Annotated in this window: 27 protein-coding genes; 15 read left to right on the top strand and 12 right to left on the bottom strand. The window is 59.8% G+C overall.

The features are described from left to right. Positions 1–82 precede the first annotated feature (82 nt). From lptM to hepT, 8 genes are all read left to right on the top strand, one after another. A complete protein-coding gene (gene lptM, locus WH50_RS20900; protein WP_104152624.1) occupies positions 83–193 on the top strand; it encodes an LPS translocon maturation chaperone LptM in 111 nt (36 codons plus the stop codon). Positions 194–403: 210 nt separating this feature from the next. After that, positions 404–1,234, top strand: coding sequence for a diaminopimelate epimerase (gene dapF / locus WH50_RS20895; protein ID WP_133251387.1), 831 nt, complete (start codon positions 404–406; stop codon positions 1,232–1,234). Then, positions 1,231–1,959 (top strand): DUF484 family protein, encoded by a 729-nt coding sequence (locus tag WH50_RS20890; RefSeq protein WP_110189182.1) that lies wholly within the window; start codon positions 1,231–1,233, stop codon positions 1,957–1,959. The genes dapF and WH50_RS20890 overlap by 4 nt, the downstream gene beginning before the upstream one ends. A gap of 48 nt (positions 1,960–2,007) precedes the next feature. Continuing rightward, positions 2,008–2,907, top strand: a complete 900-nt coding sequence (xerC, locus tag WH50_RS20885; protein WP_104152638.1) for a tyrosine recombinase XerC — start codon at positions 2,008–2,010, stop codon at positions 2,905–2,907. Continuing rightward, positions 2,858–3,604, top strand: coding sequence for an HAD family hydrolase (locus WH50_RS20880; protein ID WP_165838502.1), 747 nt, complete (start codon positions 2,858–2,860; stop codon positions 3,602–3,604). Before xerC ends, WH50_RS20880 begins: the two co-directional genes overlap by 50 nt. A gap of 11 nt (positions 3,605–3,615) precedes the next feature. Beyond that, positions 3,616–4,101: a GNAT family N-acetyltransferase gene (locus tag WH50_RS20875; RefSeq protein ID WP_110189180.1), complete on the top strand. Its 486-nt coding sequence runs from the start codon at positions 3,616–3,618 to the stop codon at positions 4,099–4,101. Positions 4,102–4,194: 93 nt separating this feature from the next. Then, positions 4,195–4,605: a type VII toxin-antitoxin system MntA family adenylyltransferase antitoxin gene (gene mntA / locus WH50_RS20870; RefSeq protein WP_207780415.1), complete on the top strand. Its 411-nt coding sequence runs from the start codon at positions 4,195–4,197 to the stop codon at positions 4,603–4,605. Beyond that, positions 4,595–5,020: a type VII toxin-antitoxin system HepT family RNase toxin gene (gene hepT, locus WH50_RS20865; RefSeq protein ID WP_110189179.1), complete on the top strand. Its 426-nt coding sequence runs from the start codon at positions 4,595–4,597 to the stop codon at positions 5,018–5,020. The genes mntA and hepT overlap by 11 nt, the downstream gene beginning before the upstream one ends. A 114-nt stretch (positions 5,021–5,134) precedes the next feature. On the opposite strand, the gene WH50_RS20860 is transcribed toward hepT, so the two are convergent. The 8 genes from WH50_RS20860 to WH50_RS20825 all read right to left on the bottom strand — a co-directional run bounded on the left by WH50_RS20860 (position 5,135) and on the right by WH50_RS20825 (position 10,533). Then, the gene (locus WH50_RS20860) at positions 5,135–6,412 is read right to left on the bottom strand and encodes a dihydroorotase (protein ID WP_110189178.1); all 1,278 of its coding nucleotides are present in this window, start codon (positions 6,410–6,412) and stop codon (positions 5,135–5,137) included. A gap of 12 nt (positions 6,413–6,424) precedes the next feature. Next, positions 6,425–7,435 (bottom strand): aspartate carbamoyltransferase catalytic subunit, encoded by a 1,011-nt coding sequence (locus WH50_RS20855; protein WP_104152619.1) that lies wholly within the window; start codon positions 7,433–7,435, stop codon positions 6,425–6,427. A gap of 61 nt (positions 7,436–7,496) precedes the next feature. After that, positions 7,497–8,009 carry a bifunctional pyr operon transcriptional regulator/uracil phosphoribosyltransferase PyrR gene (gene pyrR / locus WH50_RS20850; RefSeq protein ID WP_104152618.1) on the bottom strand — a complete coding sequence of 171 codons (513 nt, stop codon included), beginning with the start codon at positions 8,007–8,009 and terminating at the stop codon, positions 7,497–7,499. Continuing rightward, positions 8,010–8,480: a Holliday junction resolvase RuvX gene (ruvX, locus tag WH50_RS20845; protein WP_104152617.1), complete on the bottom strand. Its 471-nt coding sequence runs from the start codon at positions 8,478–8,480 to the stop codon at positions 8,010–8,012. It lies immediately after the preceding gene. Continuing rightward, the gene (locus tag WH50_RS20840; protein WP_104152616.1) at positions 8,473–9,045 is read right to left on the bottom strand and encodes a YqgE/AlgH family protein; all 573 of its coding nucleotides are present in this window, start codon (positions 9,043–9,045) and stop codon (positions 8,473–8,475) included. The genes ruvX and WH50_RS20840 overlap by 8 nt, the downstream gene beginning before the upstream one ends. A 71-nt stretch (positions 9,046–9,116) precedes the next feature. Further along, positions 9,117–9,437, bottom strand: a complete 321-nt coding sequence (locus tag WH50_RS20835) for an antibiotic biosynthesis monooxygenase family protein (protein ID WP_110189177.1) — start codon at positions 9,435–9,437, stop codon at positions 9,117–9,119. Between the two features lie 170 nt (positions 9,438–9,607). After that, positions 9,608–9,826: a TOBE domain-containing protein gene (locus tag WH50_RS20830; protein WP_104152614.1), complete on the bottom strand. Its 219-nt coding sequence runs from the start codon at positions 9,824–9,826 to the stop codon at positions 9,608–9,610. A gap of 155 nt (positions 9,827–9,981) precedes the next feature. Beyond that, entirely contained in the window at positions 9,982–10,533 is a 552-nt protein-coding gene (locus WH50_RS20825) for a GNAT family N-acetyltransferase (RefSeq protein ID WP_110189176.1), read from the bottom strand. Positions 10,534–10,637: 104 nt separating this feature from the next. Between WH50_RS20825 and WH50_RS20820 the strand changes: the two genes are divergently transcribed. The 3 genes from WH50_RS20820 to WH50_RS20810 all read left to right on the top strand — a co-directional run bounded on the left by WH50_RS20820 (position 10,638) and on the right by WH50_RS20810 (position 13,616). Then, entirely contained in the window at positions 10,638–11,519 is an 882-nt protein-coding gene (locus WH50_RS20820) for a LysR family transcriptional regulator (RefSeq protein WP_207780414.1), read from the top strand. Positions 11,520–11,573: 54 nt separating this feature from the next. Next, positions 11,574–12,479, top strand: a complete 906-nt coding sequence (locus tag WH50_RS20815; protein ID WP_110189174.1) for a LysR family transcriptional regulator — start codon at positions 11,574–11,576, stop codon at positions 12,477–12,479. A 207-nt stretch (positions 12,480–12,686) separates the two neighbouring features. Then, positions 12,687–13,616 (top strand): AEC family transporter, encoded by a 930-nt coding sequence (locus WH50_RS20810; protein ID WP_110189173.1) that lies wholly within the window; start codon positions 12,687–12,689, stop codon positions 13,614–13,616. A gap of 305 nt (positions 13,617–13,921) precedes the next feature. Here WH50_RS20810 and WH50_RS20805 read toward each other — a convergent pair whose 3' ends face one another. From WH50_RS20805 to ssuE, 4 genes are read right to left on the bottom strand one after another with little or no spacing between them, the layout of a single operon-like run. Next, the gene (locus WH50_RS20805; RefSeq protein WP_110189172.1) at positions 13,922–14,764 is read right to left on the bottom strand and encodes an ATP-binding cassette domain-containing protein; all 843 of its coding nucleotides are present in this window, start codon (positions 14,762–14,764) and stop codon (positions 13,922–13,924) included. Further along, entirely contained in the window at positions 14,761–15,588 is an 828-nt protein-coding gene (gene ssuC / locus WH50_RS20800) for an aliphatic sulfonate ABC transporter permease SsuC (RefSeq protein ID WP_110189171.1), read from the bottom strand. Before ssuC ends, WH50_RS20805 begins: the two co-directional genes overlap by 4 nt. Continuing rightward, a complete protein-coding gene (locus tag WH50_RS20795) occupies positions 15,585–16,577 on the bottom strand; it encodes an aliphatic sulfonate ABC transporter substrate-binding protein (RefSeq protein ID WP_110189170.1) in 993 nt (330 codons plus the stop codon). The genes ssuC and WH50_RS20795 overlap by 4 nt, the downstream gene beginning before the upstream one ends. 35 nt (positions 16,578–16,612) lie before the next feature. Then, complete coding sequence (gene ssuE, locus WH50_RS20790) at positions 16,613–17,257, bottom strand: NADPH-dependent FMN reductase (RefSeq protein WP_110189169.1); 645 nt, start codon at positions 17,255–17,257, stop codon at positions 16,613–16,615. Positions 17,258–17,963: 706 nt separating this feature from the next. On the opposite strand from ssuE, the gene WH50_RS20785 reads away from it, so the two are divergent. From WH50_RS20785 to WH50_RS20770, 4 genes are all read left to right on the top strand, one after another. Continuing rightward, the gene (locus WH50_RS20785; protein WP_110189168.1) at positions 17,964–19,088 is read left to right on the top strand and encodes an extracellular catalytic domain type 2 short-chain-length polyhydroxyalkanoate depolymerase; all 1,125 of its coding nucleotides are present in this window, start codon (positions 17,964–17,966) and stop codon (positions 19,086–19,088) included. A gap of 114 nt (positions 19,089–19,202) precedes the next feature. After that, the gene (locus tag WH50_RS20780) at positions 19,203–19,709 is read left to right on the top strand and encodes a hypothetical protein (protein ID WP_110189167.1); all 507 of its coding nucleotides are present in this window, start codon (positions 19,203–19,205) and stop codon (positions 19,707–19,709) included. 294 nt (positions 19,710–20,003) lie between these two features. Beyond that, positions 20,004–20,213, top strand: coding sequence for a YezD family protein (locus WH50_RS20775; protein WP_110189166.1), 210 nt, complete (start codon positions 20,004–20,006; stop codon positions 20,211–20,213). Between the two features lie 136 nt (positions 20,214–20,349). Then, complete coding sequence (locus WH50_RS20770) at positions 20,350–21,426, top strand: sulfate ABC transporter substrate-binding protein (protein WP_110189191.1); 1,077 nt, start codon at positions 20,350–20,352, stop codon at positions 21,424–21,426. Positions 21,427–21,502 lie beyond the last annotated feature (76 nt).

Genomic DNA, 21,502 nt, shown 5'->3' with positions numbered 1-21,502 from the left:
TCTGTGGCAAGCCCTGCTGGGCGCCTCTCTTGATGTCACCGTACCCAGGCAGGCGTTGCCTGGTCAGAAAGGAAACCGGTCAATGCGCATAGTGTTTGCTCTGCTGATTCTCACCACCAGCCTGCTGGCCGGATGTGGTAACAAGGGGCCGCTGTATTTGCCTCAGCAGTCTTCGGCGCAGACCAGCCAGTGATGCTCGTCTGAGCGAGCCTGTGGCAACCTCCAGCATCAGCTTGGCGGTGCTGTGGGAGTGGGTTATAAAGAACAATCTGGATTACAAAGAACAGTCAAGGTATCGCTCTGCTGTGTAAAGCGGGGTGGAACTCATCGAATGTGGAACAGTTCTGGCAAGGTAAACCGCAGCCAGCCAGACTGGACAAGCCCTGGGCAGGATTAAAGACAAGTGTTGATACGTTTTACCAAGATGCATGGCCTGGGCAATGATTTTATGGTGCTGGATCTCGTTACCCAGCGCCTGTCCCTGAGCACTGAAAAAGTGCGTGAGCTGGCCGACCGACACTTTGGCATTGGCTTTGACCAGCTGCTGGTGGTTGAGCCACCCAGTAATCCCGAAATGGACTTCCGTTACCGTATTTTCAACGCTGATGGCTCCGAGGTGGAGCAGTGCGGTAACGGTGCCCGTTGTTTCGCCCGTTTCGTGCGGGAAAAGCGCCTGACCGGTAAACGTGAAATTGCGGTGGAAACCGCTAAAGGCATCATTCACCTGTTTCATACTGATGATCATCAGGTGCGGGTGAACATGGGGGCTCCCTTCCTTGAGCCTGCCGACATTCCCTTTGTTGCTGATCTGCGCGCTGCGACCTACAGCATTGCCGCTGGCAGCAGCATGTATGACATTTCCGCCGTTTCCATGGGCAATCCTCACGGCGTGCTGGTCGTCGACAACGTCGATACCGCACCGGTGCTGACACTGGGACCTGTGCTGGAACGCCATGAACGCTTCCCGGCCAAAGCCAATATCGGTTTTATGCAGATTTTGTCCCGCAAAGAAGTGCGCTTGCGGGTATTTGAACGAGGTGTGGGTGAAACCATCGCCTGTGGCTCCGGCGCCTGTGCTGCAGTGGTAGCAGGGCGGCTGCGTGGGCTGCTGGATGAGCAGGTCAGTGTTCATCTGCCGGGCGGCACCCTGACTATCCAGTGGGCAGGTGAGGGCAGTCCGGTGTGGATGACAGGCCCGGCGACCACTGTGTTTGAAGGGCAGATCCATATATGAGCAGAAAGGTGCAGACCAGCCTTCTTCCTGAGACCCCCACCGCCGAACAGGTGGCCGACTACTTGCGGGAACATCCCGAATTTTTCGTCGACCACCCGGCGGTGCTGGAAGAGTTGCGCATTCCCCACGCCTGTGGCCCCGCAATTTCTCTGGTGGAACGGCAACTGCACCTGCTGCGTGAACGTAATGGTGCGCTGTCTCACCGGTTGGACGAAATGATCGACACCGCCCGGGAAAATGACCTGATCTTTGAAAAGACCCGCCGTCTGGTACTGGGTGTGCTGCAGTCTGCCAGTCTGGAAGAGCTGGCGCGGGTGCTCGACCGCCATCTCTGCTTCGAGCTGCGCGCTGACCGCTGTGAGCTGCTGATCATCGACGATGAGGATGCCTGGATAGCGGCGGGCGTGCGCCGGGTGGAACGCAATGAAGCCATGAGCATCATCGGCAGTCTGGTGGATTCGCGCTGGGCCGTCTGTGGTGAACTGAGCGATGAGGAAAAGTACTACCTGTTCATCCACGACTGTCACCGTATCGGCTCCGTGGCACTGGTGCCACTGATGGTCAGCAATGTTACCGTCGGTGTGCTGGCCATGGGCAGCTACGACCGCCAGCTGTTTCACTCCAGTCTGGGGACGCTGTTTCTGGATTACGTCGGTGAAGTGCTGACTCTGACCCTGCCACGTCTGCTCGATGCCGTGCCGCCTGTCGCGGTTAATGCCGAGTGATCATCCGCGTTGCGCTGAACCCGCATGTCAGCCGCCGGTAATACGCCCATGACAGTCTGGCCTGATGCCTTTTTGCAGTATCTGCAGAAGGAGCGCCACTACTCTGACCATACCCTCGATGCCTATCAGCGGGATCTGCACGACTGCCAGCAATGGCTGCAACAGCAGCAGCTGGACTGGCAGACATTGGACGCCGCCCATCTGCGTCGCTTCCTCGCCTCGCTGCGACAGAAGCAGCAAAGTAGCCGCACACTGCAACGCAAACTGTCTTCCCTGCGAGCGTTCTATCGCTACCTGCAAACACAGCAGCTGATGCAGCGTAACCCCTGTGATGGCGTGCAGGCACCCAAAGCCGATAAGCCGCTACCCGACGTGCTCAGTGTCGATGACCTGCAGCAGCTGCTGGACGTCAGTAGTACTGATCCGCTCGAATGCCGCGATCTGGCGATGATGGAGATGCTGTACTCCTCGGGCCTTCGTCTGGCTGAGCTGGTCGATCTGGATTGCGCTGACGTCGATTTTGCACAGCAGCTGGTACTGGTGCGCGAAGGTAAGGGCGGTAAGAGCCGTCTGGTGCCGGTTGGACGCAAAGCCATTGACGCCCTGCGCCGTTATCTGAGCCTGCGGCCGTCCCTGCTCAAGGGGCGCGGTGAAGCCGCCCTGTTTCTCAGTCAGCAGGGCAATCGACTGGGCCCCCGTGCCGTACAGCAACGTCTCAGCCGCTGGGCCAAGCAGCAGGGACTGGGTCAGCATATGCACCCACATCAGCTGCGGCACTCCTTTGCCAGCCATATTCTGGAGTCCAGTGGTGATCTGCGCGCGGTGCAGGAGCTGTTGGGCCATGCCGATATTCGTACCACTCAAATCTACACTCATCTGGATTTCCAGCACCTTGCCCATGTCTATGATCAAGCCCATCCCCGTGCCCGTAAAAAATCCTCATCTTGATTGGATCTGCTTCGATCTTGACGACACGCTGTGGGCGGTCGAGCCGGTCATTGATCGTGCCAACAGCCGCATGTTTGACTGGCTGGCCAGCCATGTGCCGGGCGCTGCCGAGCGTTATTCAGTGGCCGACTGGCCTCGACTGAGAGACGGGGTGAGTGAGCGCTTCCCGGCCACGGCGCACAGTGTAACCGCCTTGCGCCAGACGGTGCTGGATGAGCTGATGGCGGCGCTGGGTCATCAGGGCGAGCAGGCGGCAGCCTGGAGTCAGGCGGCGTTCGAGGCCTTTCGTATTGCCCGTAATGAAGTGGCGCTGTTTGCGCCGGTGGAAAGCATGCTGACGACCCTGCAGCAGGCGGGCTACCGTCTGGGTGTGTTCAGTAACGGCAATGCCGATCTGCAGCAGATCGGTATTGGTCGCTATTTTGAAGTGGTACTCAACGCCGATATGGTCGGTGCCGCCAAGCCCGAGGCTGCAGCTTTCAGTGCACTGGTGCAGGCCTGCGGCTCGGAACCCCGGCGTATGGTCTATGTCGGTGACCACCCGCATTATGATGTGGCCGGTGCCAATGCGGCGGGGCTGTTCAGCCTGTGGTTCAATCCTGAAGGCGCTGCCTGGCCTGCAGGGCAGCAGCGGCCGAGTCTGGAAGTGGCCTGTCTGTCTGAAATTGCCGCGGCGCTGGTGCTGTTGCAACCCTGAGGGATGATGTCATGACCCGCCGCGTTCCGGCTTCGCTCAGTGTGCGTAATGTCGATCCCTTTGATCCTGAGCTGAAGCGTCTGCTGGATGCGTCCAGCACCCTGATGCTGTCGTTGTATCCCGATGACAGCAACCGTCTGGATGGACCCGAAGAGCTGGCACGCAGTCAGGCCTGCCTGCTGGGAGCCTATTGTGAAGGGCAGGGGCTGATTGCCTGTGGTGCGGTCAAGGTGCTCGACGATGATGGCCGCTACGGTGAAGTAAAGCGCGTGTTTGTGCGCCCTGAAGCCCGTGGCATGGGCGCTGCCAAGGCGATCATGGCCGCGCTGGAACAGCATCTGCTGCACAAGGGCATCACCCTGTTGCGACTGGAAACCGGCATTTTCCAGCAGGAAGCCATCGGGCTTTATCGTGCGCTGGGGTATCGCCAGCGCGGTCCTTTTGGCCAGTATCAGGCTGACCCGCTCAGTGTGTTTATGGAAAAACGTCTCGACTGAACAAAGAGCCCAGCGAGCTTTCGTAAACTCGACAGTTTCGAAGAGCCGTTAACAGGGCTAAGGTAACTGCAGGGAATCATTGCTGGAGCCTCCGTGAACATCGATCTGCAAACCATCCTTCACCACCTGCAACAGAAGTTGCCCGATTTGCTGGCACTCTATCATTTTGGTAGCCGTTCTCAGGGGCAGGCGCGTGCGGGCAGCGATCTTGATCTGGCAGTATTGGTGGCAGGATATACGGACCCCTTGCAGTTATGGGATCTGACCGATGAGTTGGCAAACATGGTGGGTTGCGAGGTGGATCTGCTGGATATGCGTGCAGCCTCGACGGTGATGCAGCATCAGATTTTGACGACCGGAGGCCGGTATTGGTGTCTGCCATCGGCACAACTGCAGGTGGAGTTGTTTGAGGCCGCCATGCTTAGCGAAAAGCTGGAACTGGATAGTGCGCGAGCAGCTCTGCTGAGGCAGATTGAGCAGGAAGGAAAGGTTTATGGTCGATGATGTGCTGATCAACAAGGCGGCTAGTATTGAGAGGGCAGTACGTCGTGCTCGTGAAGAGTACAGCGCCGACCCGGCAGGTTTTGCCAGTAACTTCACTCGTCAGGATGCTGCGATTCTGAATGTCCAGCGTGCCTGCGAAGCGGCATTGGACATGGCACAACATCTGATTCGCAAGGAGCGTTTGGGGGTGCCGCAGAGTGCCCGCGATACCTTCATGTTGCTGGCCAGTGCTGGCTGGATCGACCCCTCACTGGCAGAAGGCCTACGCCGTATGGTCGGCTTTCGCAACATTGCCGTACATGATTATCAGGCGTTGCAGATCCCTATCGTCGTCAGCATCATCCAGCGCCATCTGGATGAGTTTCTGCAGTTCAGTCAGGCCTTGCTGCAGAAAGCAACGGATGAGCGCTGCTGATCCACAAGCACCGCGATCCATGGTTCATAAACAACTTAGGCAATAAACAACGTAGGTAATAAACAATAAGGGCGTCTGATGACGCCCTTATTGTTTGCTGAACTTATACAGCGCTTAGCTGGCCTGATAGACCAGTTCACCGTCCACCAGGGTGTAGCACACCCGGCCTTTCAGGGGCTGGCCCAGCAGGGGGGAGTTCTTGCCGCTGGAGCGCATGGTTTCTTCGGTCAGTGTCCATTCCGCCTCAGGATCAAACACGCAGATGTCGGCAACACTGCCCAGCCCCAGCTGACCACTGTCCAGACCCAGTACCCGTGCCGGGCCCAGCGACAGTTTCTCGATCAGCTGATCCAGCGTCAGCACATCCTGTTCCACCAGCAGCAGCGCCTGTGACAGCAGGGTTTCCAGACCGCTGATGCCGGGTTCGGTTGCGCCAAAGGGCGCGCGCTTGGCCGCTTCATCATGGGGCTGATGATCCGAGCAGATTGCACTCAGGGTGCCGCCCAGCAGTGCCTCACGCAGACCGGCACGATCAATGGCCGAGCGCAGCGGTGGGTTGACGTGGTAGAGGCTGTTGAAGCCGTTGAGTTTGGCATCGGTATACAGCAGGTGATGCACGGCCACATCGGCAGTGACACGCAGACCCTTGGCGCGCGCATCCATGATCAGCTGTGCCGCGCGGGCCGTGGATAGCTGGCCGAAGTGGGCACGTACGCCGGTTTGCTCCACCAGCAGCAGATCACGGGCAACGGCGATGGTCTCGGCGGTTTCAGGGATACCGGGCAGGCCGAAGCGGACGGCGTTGGCGCCATCATGCATTACTCCGGCGGCAGACAGATCCGGATCCTGCGACTGGAAAATCACCAGCAGATCAAACGTCGCTGCGTATTCCAGGCAGCGCATCAGGGTCAGGCTGTTGCGGATGGCATTGCGGCCATTGGAGACGGCGATGCAGCCGCTTTCCGACAGCCCCTGCATGTTGGCCAGCTGTTCCCCTTCCAGTCCCTTGGTCAGGGCACCGATGGGCAATACCCGGGTGAATCCGGCCTGACGGGCCTTGTCACTGATCAGCTTGGTGACGGCGGCTGAATCATTGACCGGGTTGCTGGTAGGCGGGCAGCACAGAGTGGTGATGCCGCCTGCTGCTGCCGCATGGGTTTCGCTGCGCAGGGTACCTTTGTGGGTGTAGCCGGGCTCACGCATGGTAGCGCAGAGATCGATAAAGCCCGGGCTTACGACTTTGCCGCTGGCATCCAGTGTCAGCTCAGCGACGAAGCCGGGAATGGCAGCACCAAGGCTGGCAATACGGCCATCCTGCACGTAGACGTCCATCACTTCGTTGACATGGTTGGCCGGATCGATAACGCGGCCGCCAGTGATCAGTATATTCATGCTCATAATGCCTTAGCCCTCTGCACCCTGTTGTTTGGCCAGATCCTGCTGCTGTTGCAGCTGACCGGTGATGGCCATAGACATCACCGCCATGCGCACGGCAATGCCGTTGCTGACCTGGGTGAGAATGCGGGACTGTTCGCCATCTGCCACCGATGACTCGATTTCCACACCGCGGTTGATGGGGCCGGGGTGCATGACGATGGCATCGGGTTTGGCGTAGGCCAGTTTTTCTTCGTTAAGGCCATAGAGGCGGAAAAACTCCGACTCGGACGGCAGCAGTGCGGTGTTCATGCGCTCTTTCTGCAGACGCAGGGCCACGATGACATCGACGTCTTTCAGGCCCTGTTTCATATCCCGGTAGATATTGGCACCCAGCGCCTGCAGGGTATCGGGCACCAGCGTCTTTGGTCCGATCAGCCGCACTTCTTCGGCACCGAGGGTGTTGAGCGCGTGGATTTCTGAACGGGCAACCCGCGAGTGCAGGATATCGCCGACGATGGCCACCTTGAGCTTGCCGAACTCGCCCTTGCAGCGGCGAATAGTGAGCATGTCGAGCATGGCCTGTGTGGGGTGGGCATGGCGTCCGTCACCGGCGTTGATAATGGCCACGTCGGGGGTGACATTCTCGGCGATAAAGTGCGCAGCACCGCTGTCGGCATGGCGTACCACAAACATGTCGGCGCCCATGGCGCGAATGTTCCACAGGGTATCCTGCAGGGTTTCGCCCTTGGCGGTGGCTGAGGTACTGATATTGAGGTTGAGAATGTCCGCCGACAGTTTCTGTGCGGCCAGTTCAAAGGTGCTGCGGGTACGGGTGGAGTTCTCGAAGAACAGATTGACCACAGTCAGGCCGCGCATCAGCGGCACTTTCTTGACCGAGCGGCCATTGCTGTCGATGAACGACTCGGCGGTGTCGAGAATGTCGGTCAGCAGCTCGCGGCTGAGACCTTCCGTGGTCAGGAAATGGCGGAGCTGGCCCTGCTCGTTGAGTTGCAGTTGGTGCGGCGCTGCGTGACTCATGGCTGTAAGGTGGCTCATGGCAGATTTTTCCGAAAATATGGCCCCATAGGGGCCATTTGAGTTAAGACGCTTTGCTCAGGATTTCCAGACCCAGAGGGTCGGGGCCGGTCAGCTTGATCTGCTGTTCCGGTTCCAGCGACAGATGCTGGCCAACAATGTCCGGCTGGATGGGCAGCTCACGACGGCCAATGTCGTACAGACAGACCAGCGTCACGGAGGCCGGACGGCCATAGTCGAAAATCTCGTTGAGGGCGGCGCGAATGGTACGGCCGCTCATGATCACATCATCCACCAGAATGATATGACGGTCTTCACAGTGAACGGGGAGTGAGGAGGGCTGCACGCGCGGGTGCAGGCCAATACGGGAGAAGTCATCGCGGTAGAAGCTGATATCCAGCATGCCCAGAGGTTCTTCCAGCGCCAGCTTCTGCTGCAGGCGCTCGGCGATCCAGACCCCACCGCTGCGAATGCCGATCAGCAGAGGCGCGGTAATGGCCCGTTCTTCCAGGTAGCACTGAATCTCAATGCCGAGTTTGTCGATCAGGCCATCGATAGGCATGGGGGCCGATGACATCTACAAGTCCTCCAGTCGGGTATGGGCGGGGATAAACAGGCCGTCAGTCAGCCAGCTCTCCACGATCAACTGGGCAGCCAGGGCATCAACAGGGTCTTTGCTGAAGTGGCTGGAACCACCGCGCCCAAGGTGAATGGCCTTGGCTTCACGGGTAGTGAGTCGCTCATCGGCGAGGAAGCAGGGAAGCTTGAAACGTTCATGCAGGCGATTGGCGAATTTACGCGCCCGTCGGGCCATCTCGCTCACGCTGCCATCCATGTTCAGGGGAATTCCCACCACCAGAGCGTCCGGCTGCCAGTGGGCGAGTATTTTACTCAATTCGTCCCAGTCAGGGATACCGTCACGGGCATTAATTGGTTTAATCGGCGAGGCCGTTCCGGTCAAACTTTGACCGAAGGCAAGGCCGATGCGTTTACTGCCAAAGTCGAAACCCAATACGGTGAATGGGGAGGGGAGAGTCGTCTCAGCCATGTCCTGCTTGTGTCGATAGAAGGGTAAGGTCGACGCCGATGGAGCGGGCTGCCGCATCCAGACGTTGCTCAACCGGAGTGTTGAACAGGATACGGTAATCGGCCTTGCAGGTCAGCCAGGCATTTTCCGCCAGTTCATGTTCCAGTTGCCCTTCACTCCAGCCGGAATAGCCGAGGGCGATCAGATAATCGGTGGGGCCCTGATCCTGAGCGATGGCCTCCAGCACATCGACCGAGGTGGTCAGGCTCAGCTGATCGTTGATCCGGAAGGAGGACTGCCACTCGCGTTCAGTATTACGGTGCAGGACAAAACCGCGCTCGGTCTTCACCGGGCCACCGATAAAGATGGGAGGGTTACGTTTCAACGGCCGTGGCTGCGACATGTCCATGTGGCCGAGAATCTCGTCCAGATGCATCTCCAGTGGGCGGTTGACGATCAGCCCCATCGCGCCCTGCTCGTTATGGTCAAAAATATAGGTGACCGTACGGGCAAAGTGCGGATCGCGCATGCTGGGCATGGCAATCAGGAACTGATCGCTGAGTGAGGTAAGTGCTGATGTTGTCATGGGCTAAGTATTGGAGCCATCCGGCATTGCTGCAAGTTTAAAGGCGTTACAACTGATAAAGGCGCATTCGGTTATGTTTCTGGCGGCGGTGGGGCGGGATAGTGCTGCAGCGGCCGGTAGTGCTCGACCACCGGGAAGGGGTCATAGAAAGGATGCAGCAGCGCCCGCCACTGCTGATACTGCGCGGACTGACGAAAGCCCACCGTGTGATCTTCGAGAGTGCGCCAGTGAGCCAGCAGCAGGTACTGATCAGGCTGCTCCAGACACTGCTGCAGCTCATGGCCAAGATAGCCGGGGGTGGCGGCAATCAGAGGGGCGGCCTGGCGGAACGCCTGCTCGAAGGCCGCGCTCTGGCCCTGGCGAACATGCAGGATGGCAACTTCCAGAATCATCAGTGGCTCCCGTGCCGGTGCAACGTAAATCGATACAGATAGCAGCTAGCATAGCCTGTTGGCGCGGGATAGATGGTAAAGAGTGGGTAAATAGTGGGGATGTACCGGCGCTGGTCAGAGCGGAGTGCTGTGGTGGTAGCTACAGTCACCCGCTCTGGCAGAAGGGCGCATTACTCCAGCAGGCCGATGGAGACCTCGGTGGATTTGACGAAGGCGACCACTGGCGACCCCACGGTCAGCCCCAGCTCCTTGACCGAGCGGGTGGTGATCACCGACGTGACGATGCCTCCCGGTGTTTCCACCTCGACTTCCGACAATACGGTATCGCTGATGATTTCCCGCACGACGCCACGGAACTGATTGCGTACGTTGATGGACTTGATGCTCATGCTGATCTCCTGACAGTGGCAGCCACAACAGGTGGCTGTGGTGGCCAGTCTAGAAGAGAGACGGTGTCTGGCTAACCAAGGAATCTGGCAAAGCTTTTTCGATCAGCGGGTAAGCACGCCTGCCATCACTGCACAGGCCATTACAGCTCAGATCATCACTGCTCAGGGTCACTGTGCTGTCCGCTGTTCAGTGGCCGCTGCAGAAACGCAGTATCAATCCAGCGGCCAAATTTGTAGCCCACCGCGTTCAGCGTACCTACCTGCACAAAACCCAGACGCTGGTGCAGGGCCATCGATGCCGGCTCTCCTGAGCCGGCGACCACCGCGATCATCTGTCGCCATGGGCCAAGCTCACAGCGACGTATCAGCTCAGTGAGCAGCGCCGTACCCAGCCCCCGGCCTCTGGCGTCGGTATGCAGATAGACCGAATCCTCGACGGCATAGCGATAGGCCGGGCGCGGGCGATACAGGCTGGCATAGCAATACCCCACGACCTGCTGCTCCCACTCGGCCACCAGAAAGGGCAGGCCGCGGGACACCACGGCAGCGTGGCGCTGGCTCATTTCAGCCACATCTGGCGGCACCTCCTCAAAGGAGGCGGAACCATGCAGCACATGGTGGGCATAGATGGCCTGCACGGCCGCCATATCGGCAGGCTGGGCATCACGAATGAACAGGAGAGACAGAGACGGTTGGGCGGCAGACATGGTGAACAGCTCGATGGCAGACAGCTAAACAAGACTGCAGGGTAGAGGGCGCAGTGCTATAAAGGAACCTTTGTCTGTTTATGCACAGCATAAGGAAAACTTTGGTGACTACCTTCAGTCTTGATCAGCTGCGCTGTTTTGCCGAAGTGGTGCGCTGTGGCAGCTTTTCGGCCGCCGCCGATGTGCTGGGTGTCACTCAGCCGGCCATCAGCCTGCAGATCCGACAGCTGGAGAAACGTCTGGGGGTGACGCTGATTGAGCGGGTCGGGCGACGCACGATGGCTACCGCCGCCGGTGAGGAGCTGCTGCGCCATCAGCAGCGGATCGATGCTGCGGTGGGGGATGCACTGGCCGCCATGGCCCAGTATCGGCAGGGTGAGCTTGGGCAGGTGCGGCTGGGGACTGGTGCGACCGCCTGCATCTACCTGCTGCCCGGCGTGCTGGAGCAGCTGCGCCAGCAATGGCCTTCACTGCAGGTAACGGTCAATATCGGCAACACACGGGATATGCTTCGTGCCGTGGAAGAAAACCGGCTGGACATGGCGCTGGTCACCCTGCCTGCGTCAGGTCGCATGCTGGATGTTACGCCCTGGCTGCAGGATGAGCAGGTGCTGGTCGCCCGCCGGGATGTCGCCCTGCCCGAACAGGCCAGTGCCGAGCAGCTCCGGCAGCACTCGCTGTTGCTGTACGAGCCGGGTGGTAACACCCGACGGATTGTCGATGCCTGGCTGACCGAGCAGGCGCAGGAGGTTGAGGTATCGATGACGCTTGGCAGTGTCGAGGCTATCAAGGAGCTGGTCAAAGCCGGACTGGGCTGGGCTATCGTGCCCAGAATGGCAGTCGAGGCGCAGGCTGAGCTGCAGTACTGCTCGTTATCGCCACCGCTGTTCCGTACCCTGGCGCTGGTCATGCGACAGGACAAGAGCCTGAGCAGGGGCTTGCAGCTGATGCGTCAGGCACTGTCGGAACAGTGCCGCAAATGCTGAAGGCGGGCGGATGAGTCCACAGTCAGATGACGATTACCGGAGGATGTTTCACCCATGTCACTACGTGCGCTGCGAACCCTGGTTGCCATTGCCCAGTACGGCTCCTTTGCCCGTGCGGCGGATGTGGTGTGCCTGACCCAGTCGGCGGTGAGTCTGCATGTCCGCAGTCTGGAGGAGGATTTCAATGCTCAGCTGTTTGATCGCAGCAAGCGGGTGCCAGTGCTGACCGATGCCGGGCATCTTGCGGTGCAGCGGGCGCAGGAGATTCTGGCGCTGTACGACGGTATTGCTGCCGAGCTGGGCGAGGGCGGTGAGCTGACCGGGCGGCTGCGTCTGGGTGCTATCCAGACGGCACTGGCAGGCGCCTTGCCGGCAGCACTGGCCAGCCTGCACCAGCAGCATCCGCGCCTGCGGGTGCTGGTCAGTGCGGGCATGTCTGCGGAGCTGGCGATTCGGCTGGATGCGGGCGAACTGGACGCTGCCGTGACCACCGAGCCGGTCAAACCCTACCCTACCGGACTGGTCAGCACGCCGCTGTATCAGGAAGGCTTCTGGATCATCGCACCGGCGGCGTTAGCTCCTGATGAGGGGTTGGACGGGCTGAAAGGGCGAGCCTTGCTGCAGAGTCAGCCGTTTATCCGCTTCGATCGGCGTGCCTGGGCCGGGCGCACCATCGACAGCGAGCTGAAACGCCAGCGGCTGCGGGTGCAGACCGATATGGAGCTGGACAGTCAGGAAGCCATCATACAGATGGTCGCCAGTGGTCTGGGGGTGGCCGTGGTGCCGCTGGCCAGCCTGCAGCGCTGCCAGCGCGAGGGTCTGCACTGTCTGCCCTTTGGTGAGCCGCAGCTGTGTCGGCGGGTGGTGTTGCTGGAGCGGGAAGACCGTCCGGCCGGGCGTATGGCCATGGCGCTGGCGCAGGTCATCCGCAGCCACAGTGATGCACCTATCCTTGAGTAGTGCTTGCCATTCTTGAGTAAAACTTGATCTTTCATCGATTTTATATCGATTTTTCTTGATATAAGCCGGGGCTATTCTGGGCGTCTATCGCTCAGACCGAGTCGCCAGCATGATGCCACACCTGCCATTTTTTCCGCCTTCGCTCCCGCTCCCGACACGCACTGACACCAGCGTGCGCCCAGCGCTGCTGTTGCCAGGTGAGGCGTTATGATTGCCTCGTTATTACTGGCGTTATTGCCCATCGTCCTGCTGATCACCCTCGGTGCCCTCTTGCGCCAGCGTGAGTTTGTTGCTGCGACCTTCTGGCCGCAGGCGGAGCGGCTGGGCTACTACGTCCTGTTGCCAGCGTTATTTTTCCACGGACTGGCAACGGCCAGACTGGACGGCGTCCCCGTCACGGCGATGGCGCTGACGCTGGTGACCTCGACGGTGGTGGTGGCCGCCGTCGTGGTGCTGATGCGGCGCTGGGTAAAGGCCGATGATCCGGCGTTCACCTCGGTGTTTCAGGGTGGCGTGCGCTTTAACAACTACGTGGGTGTGTCCATGGCCGTTGGCCTGCTGGGAACACAGGGGGTGGCGCTGGCGGCGGTGGCCAATGCCTCAATTGTGCCGACCGTCAATGTGCTCTGTGTGCTGGTCTTTGCCCGCTATGGTCATGGGGCGGAGTTTTCGCTGCGGGCGGTGGTGCAGCAGCTGCTGCGTAATCCATTGCTGATGGCCTGTGTCGCGGGGATGAGCGCACGGATGCTGAACCTGACGCTACCGGCAGGCATCGAACCCTTCCTCAAGACACTAGGTCAGGCTTCGCTGCCGTTGGGTCTGCTCTGTGTCGGCGCTGCACTGGATTTCTCTTCGGTTCGGCGCTGGCTGCATCCGGTCAGCATGGCCTCACTGGCCAAGTTCGCGCTGATGCCCCTGTGTACGGTGGTGGCCTGTCATCTGTTTGGCCTGACCGGGGTGGCGGCCATGGCTGCCCTGTTATTTCAGACCCTGCCGACCGCCTCTTCATCCTATGTGATGGCAAGGCAGCTGGGCGGGGATGCCCCGCTGATGGCAGGTATTATTGCCAGCCAGACAGTGCTGGCGGGGATCGCCATGCCGTTGCTGCTGCCGGGGTTGGCACCCTGGCTGAACTGATGAAAAAAGGCCATGCCCCAGGGCATGGCCAACAGCCCTGCGCCACGGCCTTCGGCCAGCCGTGACGAAGGCGCGGAGAGGATCAACGTTAGCAGGCTGTTGAAAAACGTTATCGAGGCAGCCGAGACAAGGAAATACTCCTAGAGCACAAGAAACAGGCGGAAAAGCGGAGTTTAGTGAACTAAGTGAGCATTTGACTCGCTTTGCTCGCCCCTTCGGGGCCGTGCTAAAGCACGTTCAGCCTTTGGCTGTGAGCCTGTTTTTGACGCGGTATTCGGCAACGCAGATAGATTTTCAACGACCTGTTAGAGTGCCCAGCGCACGCCAGAGTGCGAAGGGCGAATCACCGGCTCCGGTGCCTGCTGCGCCAGAATCTGCTGCAGGATGCGCTGCTCCAGCGTGGCCGCCGCTGTGCAGCTGGCCTCACGCGGGCGACCCAGCAGAATCGGCAGATCCAGCCCCACACGGCCCTGCTCCAGCACGATCACCCGGTCGGCCAGCTGTACGGCTTCGGCCACGTCATGGGTGACCAGTACCACGGTGAACTGGTGCTGCAACCACAACCGCTCAATCAGCTTCTGCATATCCAGCCGGGTCAGGGCGTCCAACGCTCCCAGTGGCTCATCCAGCAGCAACAGCCGTGGCCGGTGAATCAGCGCCCGCGCCAGTGCCACCCGTTGCCGCTGTCCGCCGGACAGCTGTGATGGCCAGGCATCGGCGCGATGAGCCAGACCCACTTCGGTAAGCACCGCCCGGGCCTGTTCCTGCCAGTCACCCTGCAAACCCAGACCGACGTTTTCCAGCACGGTTTTCCATGGCAGCAGGCGGTCATCCTGAAACATCAGGCGGCTCTGTTGCTGCTGGGTCGCCAGTGGTTCACCGTAAGCGCGCACACTGCCGGCACTGCTGTGTTCCAGCCCGGCCAGCAGGCGCAGCAGGGTGCTCTTGCCGCAGCCGCTGTGGCCGACGATGGCGACAAACTGCCCGGCGGGAATGGCCAGACTGATCCCCTTTAACACTTCCTGCCCGCCAAAGTGCTTGCGCAGGTTGTTCAGCAGCAGATGGGATTCTCCCTGCGGCAGCGGGGTCTGAACCGCTGCACTGTGCCCGGCAGCGAACCGTTCTGTGCTGCGATGTGACGTACTCATCCTTGGTGCTCCTTCAGGTAAACCGGGTGCCAGCGCAGCCAGCGGCGTTCCAGTAAGCGGGCGGTGCTATCGGCCAGCTTGCCCAGCAGGGCATAGAGCACGATGGTCAGCACCACCACATCGGTTTGCAGAAATTCGCGGGCATTCATCGCCAGATAGCCGATACCCGAGCTGGCAGAAATAGTTTCCGAGACAATCAGCGTCAGCCACATCAGGCCGAGGGAGAATCTCAACCCCACCAGAATCGAGGGCAGGGCGCCGGGCAGGATGACCTGACGAAACAGCGGCCAGCCTGACAGGCCATAGTTGCGGGCCATTTCGATCAGCCCGGGGTCGAGACTGCGGATGCCATGCAGGGTATTGAGGTAGATCGGGAACAGGGTACCCAGTGCCACCAGAAAGACTTTCGCCGCCTCATCAATACCGAACCACAGGATCACCAGCGGAATCAGCGCCAGATGAGGAATGGTCCGCAGCATCTGGATGCTGCTGTCGAGCAGGATTTCGCTCCGCCGCGACAGGCCGCACAGCAGGCCAAGGGCGAGGCCAATGCTGCCGCCGATCAGCAGGCCCAGCAGCGCCCGCTGGGTGCTGATCAGCAGGTGGGTCAGCAGTTCACCGGATACGGTCAGCTGCCAGCCTGCCACGATCACGGCGGAAGGGGCCGGTAGCACACGGGTCGACAGCCAGCCCAGTTCGACCGCCAGCTGCCAGCCGATCAGCAGGGCCAGTGGTAAGGCCCAGGGCGCCAGCCAGCGGCGCAGGTGAGTCAGCGGGCGCTGCCAGCGCAGTCGCAGTGGGGTAGCAACAGAGAGCGTACTCATTGGCCTGCCTCCTGCGGTGCCTGCCAGATCACCTCACTGACCCTGGGGTCACGGGGGATCAGCTTTTGCTGATAGAAGCGGTCAGCACTCTGCTGCTGTGCCGCGACGATAGTGTCATTGAGCGGAAACACGCCGGACGGATCACGGTTGCTGACCAGCCGTTCGATGACGTCTTCGGGCAGGCCCATGCTGGCCGCCAGAATCTTCACACTATGCTGCGGTTGCTGGCGCAGATAACTGTCGGACTGATTGAGTGCTGCCAGCACGCCTTTGACGAAGTCAGGATGGTCATGGACGAAGGCACCGGCGGCGAGATAGAACGAGCCGGTATCGGTGATGCCACTGCCGTCTTTCAGGGTGCGGGCGTTGCCGTGCAGCAGGGCCGCCGCATAAAACGGATCCCAGATCGCCCAGCTATCAACGGCGCCGCTGGCCAACGCGGCACGGGCATCAGCCGGGGCCAGATACACCGGCTGGATGTCAGTTATGCTCAGCCCGGCACTGGCCAGCGCACGCAGCAGCAGGTTATGGGCGCTGGAGCCTTTCTGTACGGCCACTTTGGCGCCACGCAGGTCTTCGATGCGCTGAAAGCGGCTGTCCTTGCCGACAATAATGGCGGCGTTGCGCGGTTGCGGTGGCTCGTAGCCCACATAGCGCAGATCAACGCCTGCCGCCTGAGCAAAGATCGGTGGCATATCGCCGGTGGCGCCCAGATCAATGCTGCCGGCGTTGAGTGCCTCCAGCAGCTGGGGGCCGGCAGGAAATTCGACCCAGTTGACCCGCAGCTGGGGGTATGCCTGTTCCACCAGCGCGTAGGATTTGGCCAGTACCAGATTGACGGTGCCTTTCTGATAGCCAATCCGCAGCTGGTCGGGAAGTGTCTCCGCCGCCTGACTGAGCGGGCTGATCAGGCTGGTGCTGGCCAGCAGGCTGAGAGCACCGGCTTGCAGCCAGCGACGCAGGGCAGAGCGGGCAGGGTGTAGAGGCATGATGGCGTCCTTGTGCTGAATAAGAAAACAGGATGTCAGCGGCTGATGGCCGCTGGCGAAAAATGACCGCTGGGTGTGTTGTGCAATGGAAAGGCCGCTGACCGAGTACGCCGGGCCTGCGCCTGACGGTGAGGTTGCTGGCGGAGCAGCGCCAGATGGAATTCATCCAGTGCCAGCTGCAAGCGCTCGCGCAGCGCGGGGTCGGTAATCTGAGCGCGGACCTGCTGCGGATCATCCTGCAGCAGTTGCAACTGGGCGGTGGTGGCATACACCCCGGCCAGCTGCTGGCGGGCACCGAGGGCGGCCAGCACGGTTTTCAGCGCGTAGTCCAGCACCAGCTGATGCGCTGCCGAGCCACCACTGACCAGCGGCAGTACCCATTTGTCGGCCAGTGCCTGCTGCGGGATCAGATCGAGCATCAGTTTGAGTAAACCGGAGAACGATGCCTGATAGACCGGCGTGGCGACGATGACACCGTCGGCGTCACGCAGGCGCTGCTGGAATTCACGCACGCTGTAATGATCAAAGTGGCCAAAGAGTAATGCCTGGGCGTCGAAGTCCTGCGCCGTAAACCGTTCGGTGTGGATACCTGCCGTGCGCAGACCGGCCTCGGCCAGGGTCGCCAGTGCGGCGGTGGTGGAATCGGGCAGGGGGCTGCCCAGTACAGTGATGACGTTCATGGTGATGCTCCAATCCGGGAGGCCGCAGGCATGTGACCGTGCAGGAATGGCGTCAGTGTGGCGGGAGGCGGCACGCAGCGGAAATAAGCAAAGCAGGATTGCTTATCGGCTTTTGTGCAAAAGCGCTGGAAGTCGTGGGGAAATTGACCGACCGGCCATATACCCGTTAATTGTCTATTTGATTCAGTGCTTTATCGCAATGTGCAGGAGTATGGCGAAGCTAATATAGAAAATTATTATGCGTACGTGATGCGCTTATTTAAAAAATAGATATACACATACATATTGGCAGTAATTATAAAAAAACACCGATAAAACAATATGCTGCAATGCCGTTGTATTTCTTTACGGGGTCTTTCCGGTGTCATAAAGCATTTTGCCTGCTGCGTTTTGTGCAGATGCGTGATAAACAGGGGGTGGAAGTGGTGGAAAGGCAACGGTGGTAACGGCATTGCATGCAATCTTGCGGTGCTGGCGTGATGCGCGCTTGTCCGAATTGAATGGCTGAATAATGGTTGTCAGCAAATAGCCGCAATATCGTCACAGGTCGCTGGTTAGCATGCAGACTGCCAGTGCTATTCGCGGTTTCAACCTTTGTCGTAATAAAGGTATTGCCGAGATTCGCCCGCTTTTCTGCTTTCTCATCAAGCCTGTTGGTTGTCTGGCTTCTGGTTGTATTACATGCAGTCAATAAAAGGATGACATCATGAATACCCGTTCAGCTCAGCGTCCGTTATCTCATTCCCGGCTCGTTTTACGCCGTACCGTCCAGACCGCCCTGGCGGGCGTATTGCTGTGCTCGGCACTGGTCACGACGGCACAGGCCGCCACCACAGTGGAGATGCCCGCCCTCGGCATCGATATCAAGGAAACCTCGGTGTCGGGGCTGTCGTCCGGCGCCTTTATGACCTCGCAGGTCTATATCGTCTTCTCCGACATTATGAAGGGCGCGGGGATTGTCGCCGGTGGGCCTTATTATTGTGCGGGTTCCTGGTCGTTCAACTCCTATCTGCAGAATGCCACCGGTGCCTGCATGAACCCGCTGACACCGTCGGTCGGACCGAACGTTCCGGCGCTGCTGGCCAAGACGCAGCAGCTGAGCAAGGCAGGCAGCATTGACCCCACCACTAACCTCAGTGACGACCATATCTACATGTTCAGTGGCACCAAAGACACCACCGTGACCACCATGGTGATGGATGCCAACTACCAGTACCTGACCCAGCTCGGTGTACCCGCCGCCAATATCGAGTACATCAAGGATGTGGCCGCTGGCCATGCCTTTATCACCGACAGCACGTCCGATACCAGCTGCGGCCTGACCAAGCCGCCCTATATCAACTACTGTCCGCCGACCGAGCAGGCCGATGCCATCATTCAGCAGATCTATGCCGACGAAGGCCCGGTCAATCCGCCCGCCGCCAGTGCCAGCGGCGAGCTGCTGCAGGTGGATCAGAAGGCCTTTCTGCCCACCAGCATGACCAGCATGAGCGACAACGCCTATCTCTATGTGCCCAAGTCTTGTGAGCAGGGCGGCTGTCGTCTGCATATTGCCCTGCATGGCTGTGAACAGGGCTACAAGGTGATCGGTGACCAGTACTACACCACCACCGGCTACAACGAGATGGCCGACACCAACAAGTTGGTGATTCTCTATCCTCAGGCCGAACCCTCACAGGGTGCAGGCAAACCCTACAACCCCAAAGGCTGCTGGGATTTCTGGGGCTACAGCGCCACCAACCCGACCAACCCCGATTTCTACACCAGGGACGCACCGCAGCTGAAGGCGATCAGGGCCATGATTGATCGTCTGGCCCAGCCCGTGCAGTAAGCGCCGCCACAGGGAAGTCAGTACCACCAACAGAGTCACTACCACCAACAGAGTCACTACCCGCAGGAGCACAAGGCTGCTCCCTTCGTATCAGCTAACCAGAGGATGTTTGTGATGAAAGCCAAAACCAGCCCTGAAGGCGTGGATGCGCTCAAACAGATCACGGCGATCGTCAGTGATGCCGTCAACAACTACATGACGACCCTGCAGGCCATCACGCCTGTGAAGGACTATCTGCAGATCGCTACCTCCATCAAGGAACGCTTCGGTGATGATCCCTCGGCCACCGCGCAGGCGATGATCAAGCATATATTCGACCCCGAACTGATGATGTCATCGGTCAAATCGCTGGAGGAGATTTCATCCGCGGCAGTGAAGCGTATGCAGGCCGATCAGAGCACGGCGCTGAGCACCCTGAAAGACACCAGCGACAGCTATTTCAAATCCATCACTGAAGCCAAGACCCCGGAAGCCTGGAAGTCGGTTCAGGTCGAGTCGATGGTGGCGTTCTACAAGGACTTCAAGGATATCACCGAGGAGCAGATGAACACCGTCAATGCCATCTATGTCGGCTCCAAGTCATGGATGGAAAGCACCGTCGCGTCCTACTGCGCCAAGTAACCCATCGCCGATCCCGCGGCCGTCCTTGCTGTCTGGCAGGACGGCCGCTTGCTGTTCGTTCTGTGCATCCTGTTCTTTCTCGCCCCTCTCGCCTTTCGCCTGCCTTCTTCGCTTGTGTGCCAGCACAGGGCTGCCTGCCTTATGCAGAAAACGGAATAAGCAATGCGTATTTCCTTGGTTAGGGAATACGGCGCGACTGCCTACTATGAGCTTCAAGCAATTACATACCCCCCAGCCACGGGGCAACGAGGCGATCCCGCCAGTTGTAATGATTTCCGCATAAGGAAGCCGAGCATGAGCAGACACCCAGCAGGCGCCAGTCATTTGCATGATGAGCTGCAGCACAGCGCCCCCCTTGATGAACGTCGGCAGCAGTCACTGCTGCAACTGTCCACCGCTCTGCATGAGCTGATCGGCCAGATCGAATTTGGCACCATCGAACTGGTGTTCCACCAGGGCAAGCTGGTGCAGCTGGAGAGGCGTGAAAAACTGCGCCTCTCTTAGGATCCCCCAGTCGTAGCCCCTTTTTACTGACCCCGCGAGCCGCTGACGAGCCCTCGTTCTGCTTCTGCAACCTGTGCTGACCGGACCACCGGAAGTGCTGACCCAAAGACCTGATCTGATTGATGGAGAGAGCACCATGAGCAAGGTGACAGGACCCCTTTTGCCCGTCGCGGCGGCCGCTGGCCGCCGGACATTTCTGCGTCGTGCCGGGCTGGCTGCCGTGGCCGCCGCTGCGCTGCTGAGTGTAGCCAGCCAGAGTGCACGTGCTGCTGACATTTCGCTGCTGAACGTTTCTTACGATCCGACCCGCGAGCTGTACCGTGAATACAACAGCTGGTTCAGCCAGCAATGGCAGCAGAGTCATCAGCAGCGTGTGGATATCCGCCAGTCTCATGGCGGATCAGGAGGACAGGCCCGGGCGGTGATCGATGGCCTTGAGGCCGATGTGGTCACCCTGGCACTGGGCTATGACGTCGATGCCCTGCGCCAGAAGGCCGGGCTGATCCCCGATAACTGGCAGGCCCGTCTGCCGCACAACAGTTCCCCCTATACCTCCACCATCGTGTTGCTGGTGCGTAAGGGCAATCCCAAGCACATCCGGGACTGGGATGATCTGGTACGTGATGACGTTGAAGTCATCACCCCCAATCCCAAGACTTCTGGCGGTGCGCGCTGGAACTATCTGGCGGCCTGGGGCTATGCCCTGAAGAAATACGGCAGTGAAGACAAGGCCTATGACTTTGTCCGCGATATTTTCCGCCACGTGCCGGTGCTGGATTCCGGTGCTCGTGGTGCCACCAATACCTTCGTCCAGCGTGGCCTCGGCGATGTGCTGATTGCCTGGGAAAACGAAGCCTTCCTGTCGGTCAATGAGCTGGGCAAGGGTGAGTTCGACATCGTCGTGCCGTCCCTCAGCATTCTGGCCGAACCACCGGTAACGGTGGTGGACAAGAACGTCGACAAGCACGGCACCCGCGAAGTGGCGACCGCCTATCTGCAGGGGCTGTACAGCGAAGAAGCGCAGCGCATCGCCGCACGTAACTTCTACCGGCCCACGGACCCCAAGGTGGCGGCGGAGTTTGCCAGCCAGTTTCCCACACTGGATCTGATCACCGTCGATGACACGTTCGGCGGCTGGCAACAGGCACAGCAGAAGCACTTTAACGATGGCGGGGTGTTTGACCGGATTCTGGCGGAAACCGCACCGAAGTAAATCGCCGTCCATGCTGCGCGACCGGCATACCGCTAGCAGGCCTTGAAAAGCGTCAGCGAGGCCGCCGAGACAAGGA

Origin of the sequence: Pokkaliibacter plantistimulans (genome assembly GCF_003194385.1) — a bacterium.
GTDB lineage: Bacteria > Pseudomonadota > Gammaproteobacteria > Pseudomonadales > Balneatricaceae > Pokkaliibacter > Pokkaliibacter plantistimulans.
This window is presented reverse-complemented; position numbering and strand designations above follow the sequence as displayed.

Coding starts and splice junctions, on each gene's coding strand:
- ruvX (WP_104152617.1), bottom strand. CDS start 8,480: ATGGCTGAGACGACTCTCCCCTCCCCATTCACCGTATTGGGTTTCGAC.
- WH50_RS20830 (WP_104152614.1), bottom strand. CDS start 9,826: ATGAGCATCAAGTCCATCAACGTACGCAATCAGTTCCGTGGCGTCGTG.
- WH50_RS20855 (WP_104152619.1), bottom strand. CDS start 7,435: ATGAGTCACGCAGCGCCGCACCAACTGCAACTCAACGAGCAGGGCCAG.
- lptM (WP_104152624.1), top strand. CDS start 83: ATGCGCATAGTGTTTGCTCTGCTGATTCTCACCACCAGCCTGCTGGCC.
- WH50_RS20770 (WP_110189191.1), top strand. CDS start 20,350: ATGAGCAAGGTGACAGGACCCCTTTTGCCCGTCGCGGCGGCCGCTGGC.
- WH50_RS20880 (WP_165838502.1), top strand. CDS start 2,858: ATGTCTATGATCAAGCCCATCCCCGTGCCCGTAAAAAATCCTCATCTT.
- WH50_RS20775 (WP_110189166.1), top strand. CDS start 20,004: ATGAGCAGACACCCAGCAGGCGCCAGTCATTTGCATGATGAGCTGCAG.
- WH50_RS20785 (WP_110189168.1), top strand. CDS start 17,964: ATGAATACCCGTTCAGCTCAGCGTCCGTTATCTCATTCCCGGCTCGTT.
- hepT (WP_110189179.1), top strand. CDS start 4,595: ATGGTCGATGATGTGCTGATCAACAAGGCGGCTAGTATTGAGAGGGCA.
- WH50_RS20890 (WP_110189182.1), top strand. CDS start 1,231: ATGAGCAGAAAGGTGCAGACCAGCCTTCTTCCTGAGACCCCCACCGCC.
- WH50_RS20840 (WP_104152616.1), bottom strand. CDS start 9,045: ATGACAACATCAGCACTTACCTCACTCAGCGATCAGTTCCTGATTGCC.
- xerC (WP_104152638.1), top strand. CDS start 2,008: ATGACAGTCTGGCCTGATGCCTTTTTGCAGTATCTGCAGAAGGAGCGC.
- pyrR (WP_104152618.1), bottom strand. CDS start 8,009: ATGTCATCGGCCCCCATGCCTATCGATGGCCTGATCGACAAACTCGGC.
- WH50_RS20860 (WP_110189178.1), bottom strand. CDS start 6,412: ATGAATATACTGATCACTGGCGGCCGCGTTATCGATCCGGCCAACCAT.
- WH50_RS20795 (WP_110189170.1), bottom strand. CDS start 16,577: ATGCCTCTACACCCTGCCCGCTCTGCCCTGCGTCGCTGGCTGCAAGCC.
- WH50_RS20825 (WP_110189176.1), bottom strand. CDS start 10,533: ATGTCTGCCGCCCAACCGTCTCTGTCTCTCCTGTTCATTCGTGATGCC.
- WH50_RS20835 (WP_110189177.1), bottom strand. CDS start 9,437: ATGATTCTGGAAGTTGCCATCCTGCATGTTCGCCAGGGCCAGAGCGCG.
- ssuC (WP_110189171.1), bottom strand. CDS start 15,588: ATGAGTACGCTCTCTGTTGCTACCCCACTGCGACTGCGCTGGCAGCGC.
- WH50_RS20815 (WP_110189174.1), top strand. CDS start 11,574: ATGTCACTACGTGCGCTGCGAACCCTGGTTGCCATTGCCCAGTACGGC.
- WH50_RS20780 (WP_110189167.1), top strand. CDS start 19,203: ATGAAAGCCAAAACCAGCCCTGAAGGCGTGGATGCGCTCAAACAGATC.
- WH50_RS20810 (WP_110189173.1), top strand. CDS start 12,687: ATGATTGCCTCGTTATTACTGGCGTTATTGCCCATCGTCCTGCTGATC.
- WH50_RS20805 (WP_110189172.1), bottom strand. CDS start 14,764: ATGAGTACGTCACATCGCAGCACAGAACGGTTCGCTGCCGGGCACAGT.
- WH50_RS20875 (WP_110189180.1), top strand. CDS start 3,616: ATGACCCGCCGCGTTCCGGCTTCGCTCAGTGTGCGTAATGTCGATCCC.
- ssuE (WP_110189169.1), bottom strand. CDS start 17,257: ATGAACGTCATCACTGTACTGGGCAGCCCCCTGCCCGATTCCACCACC.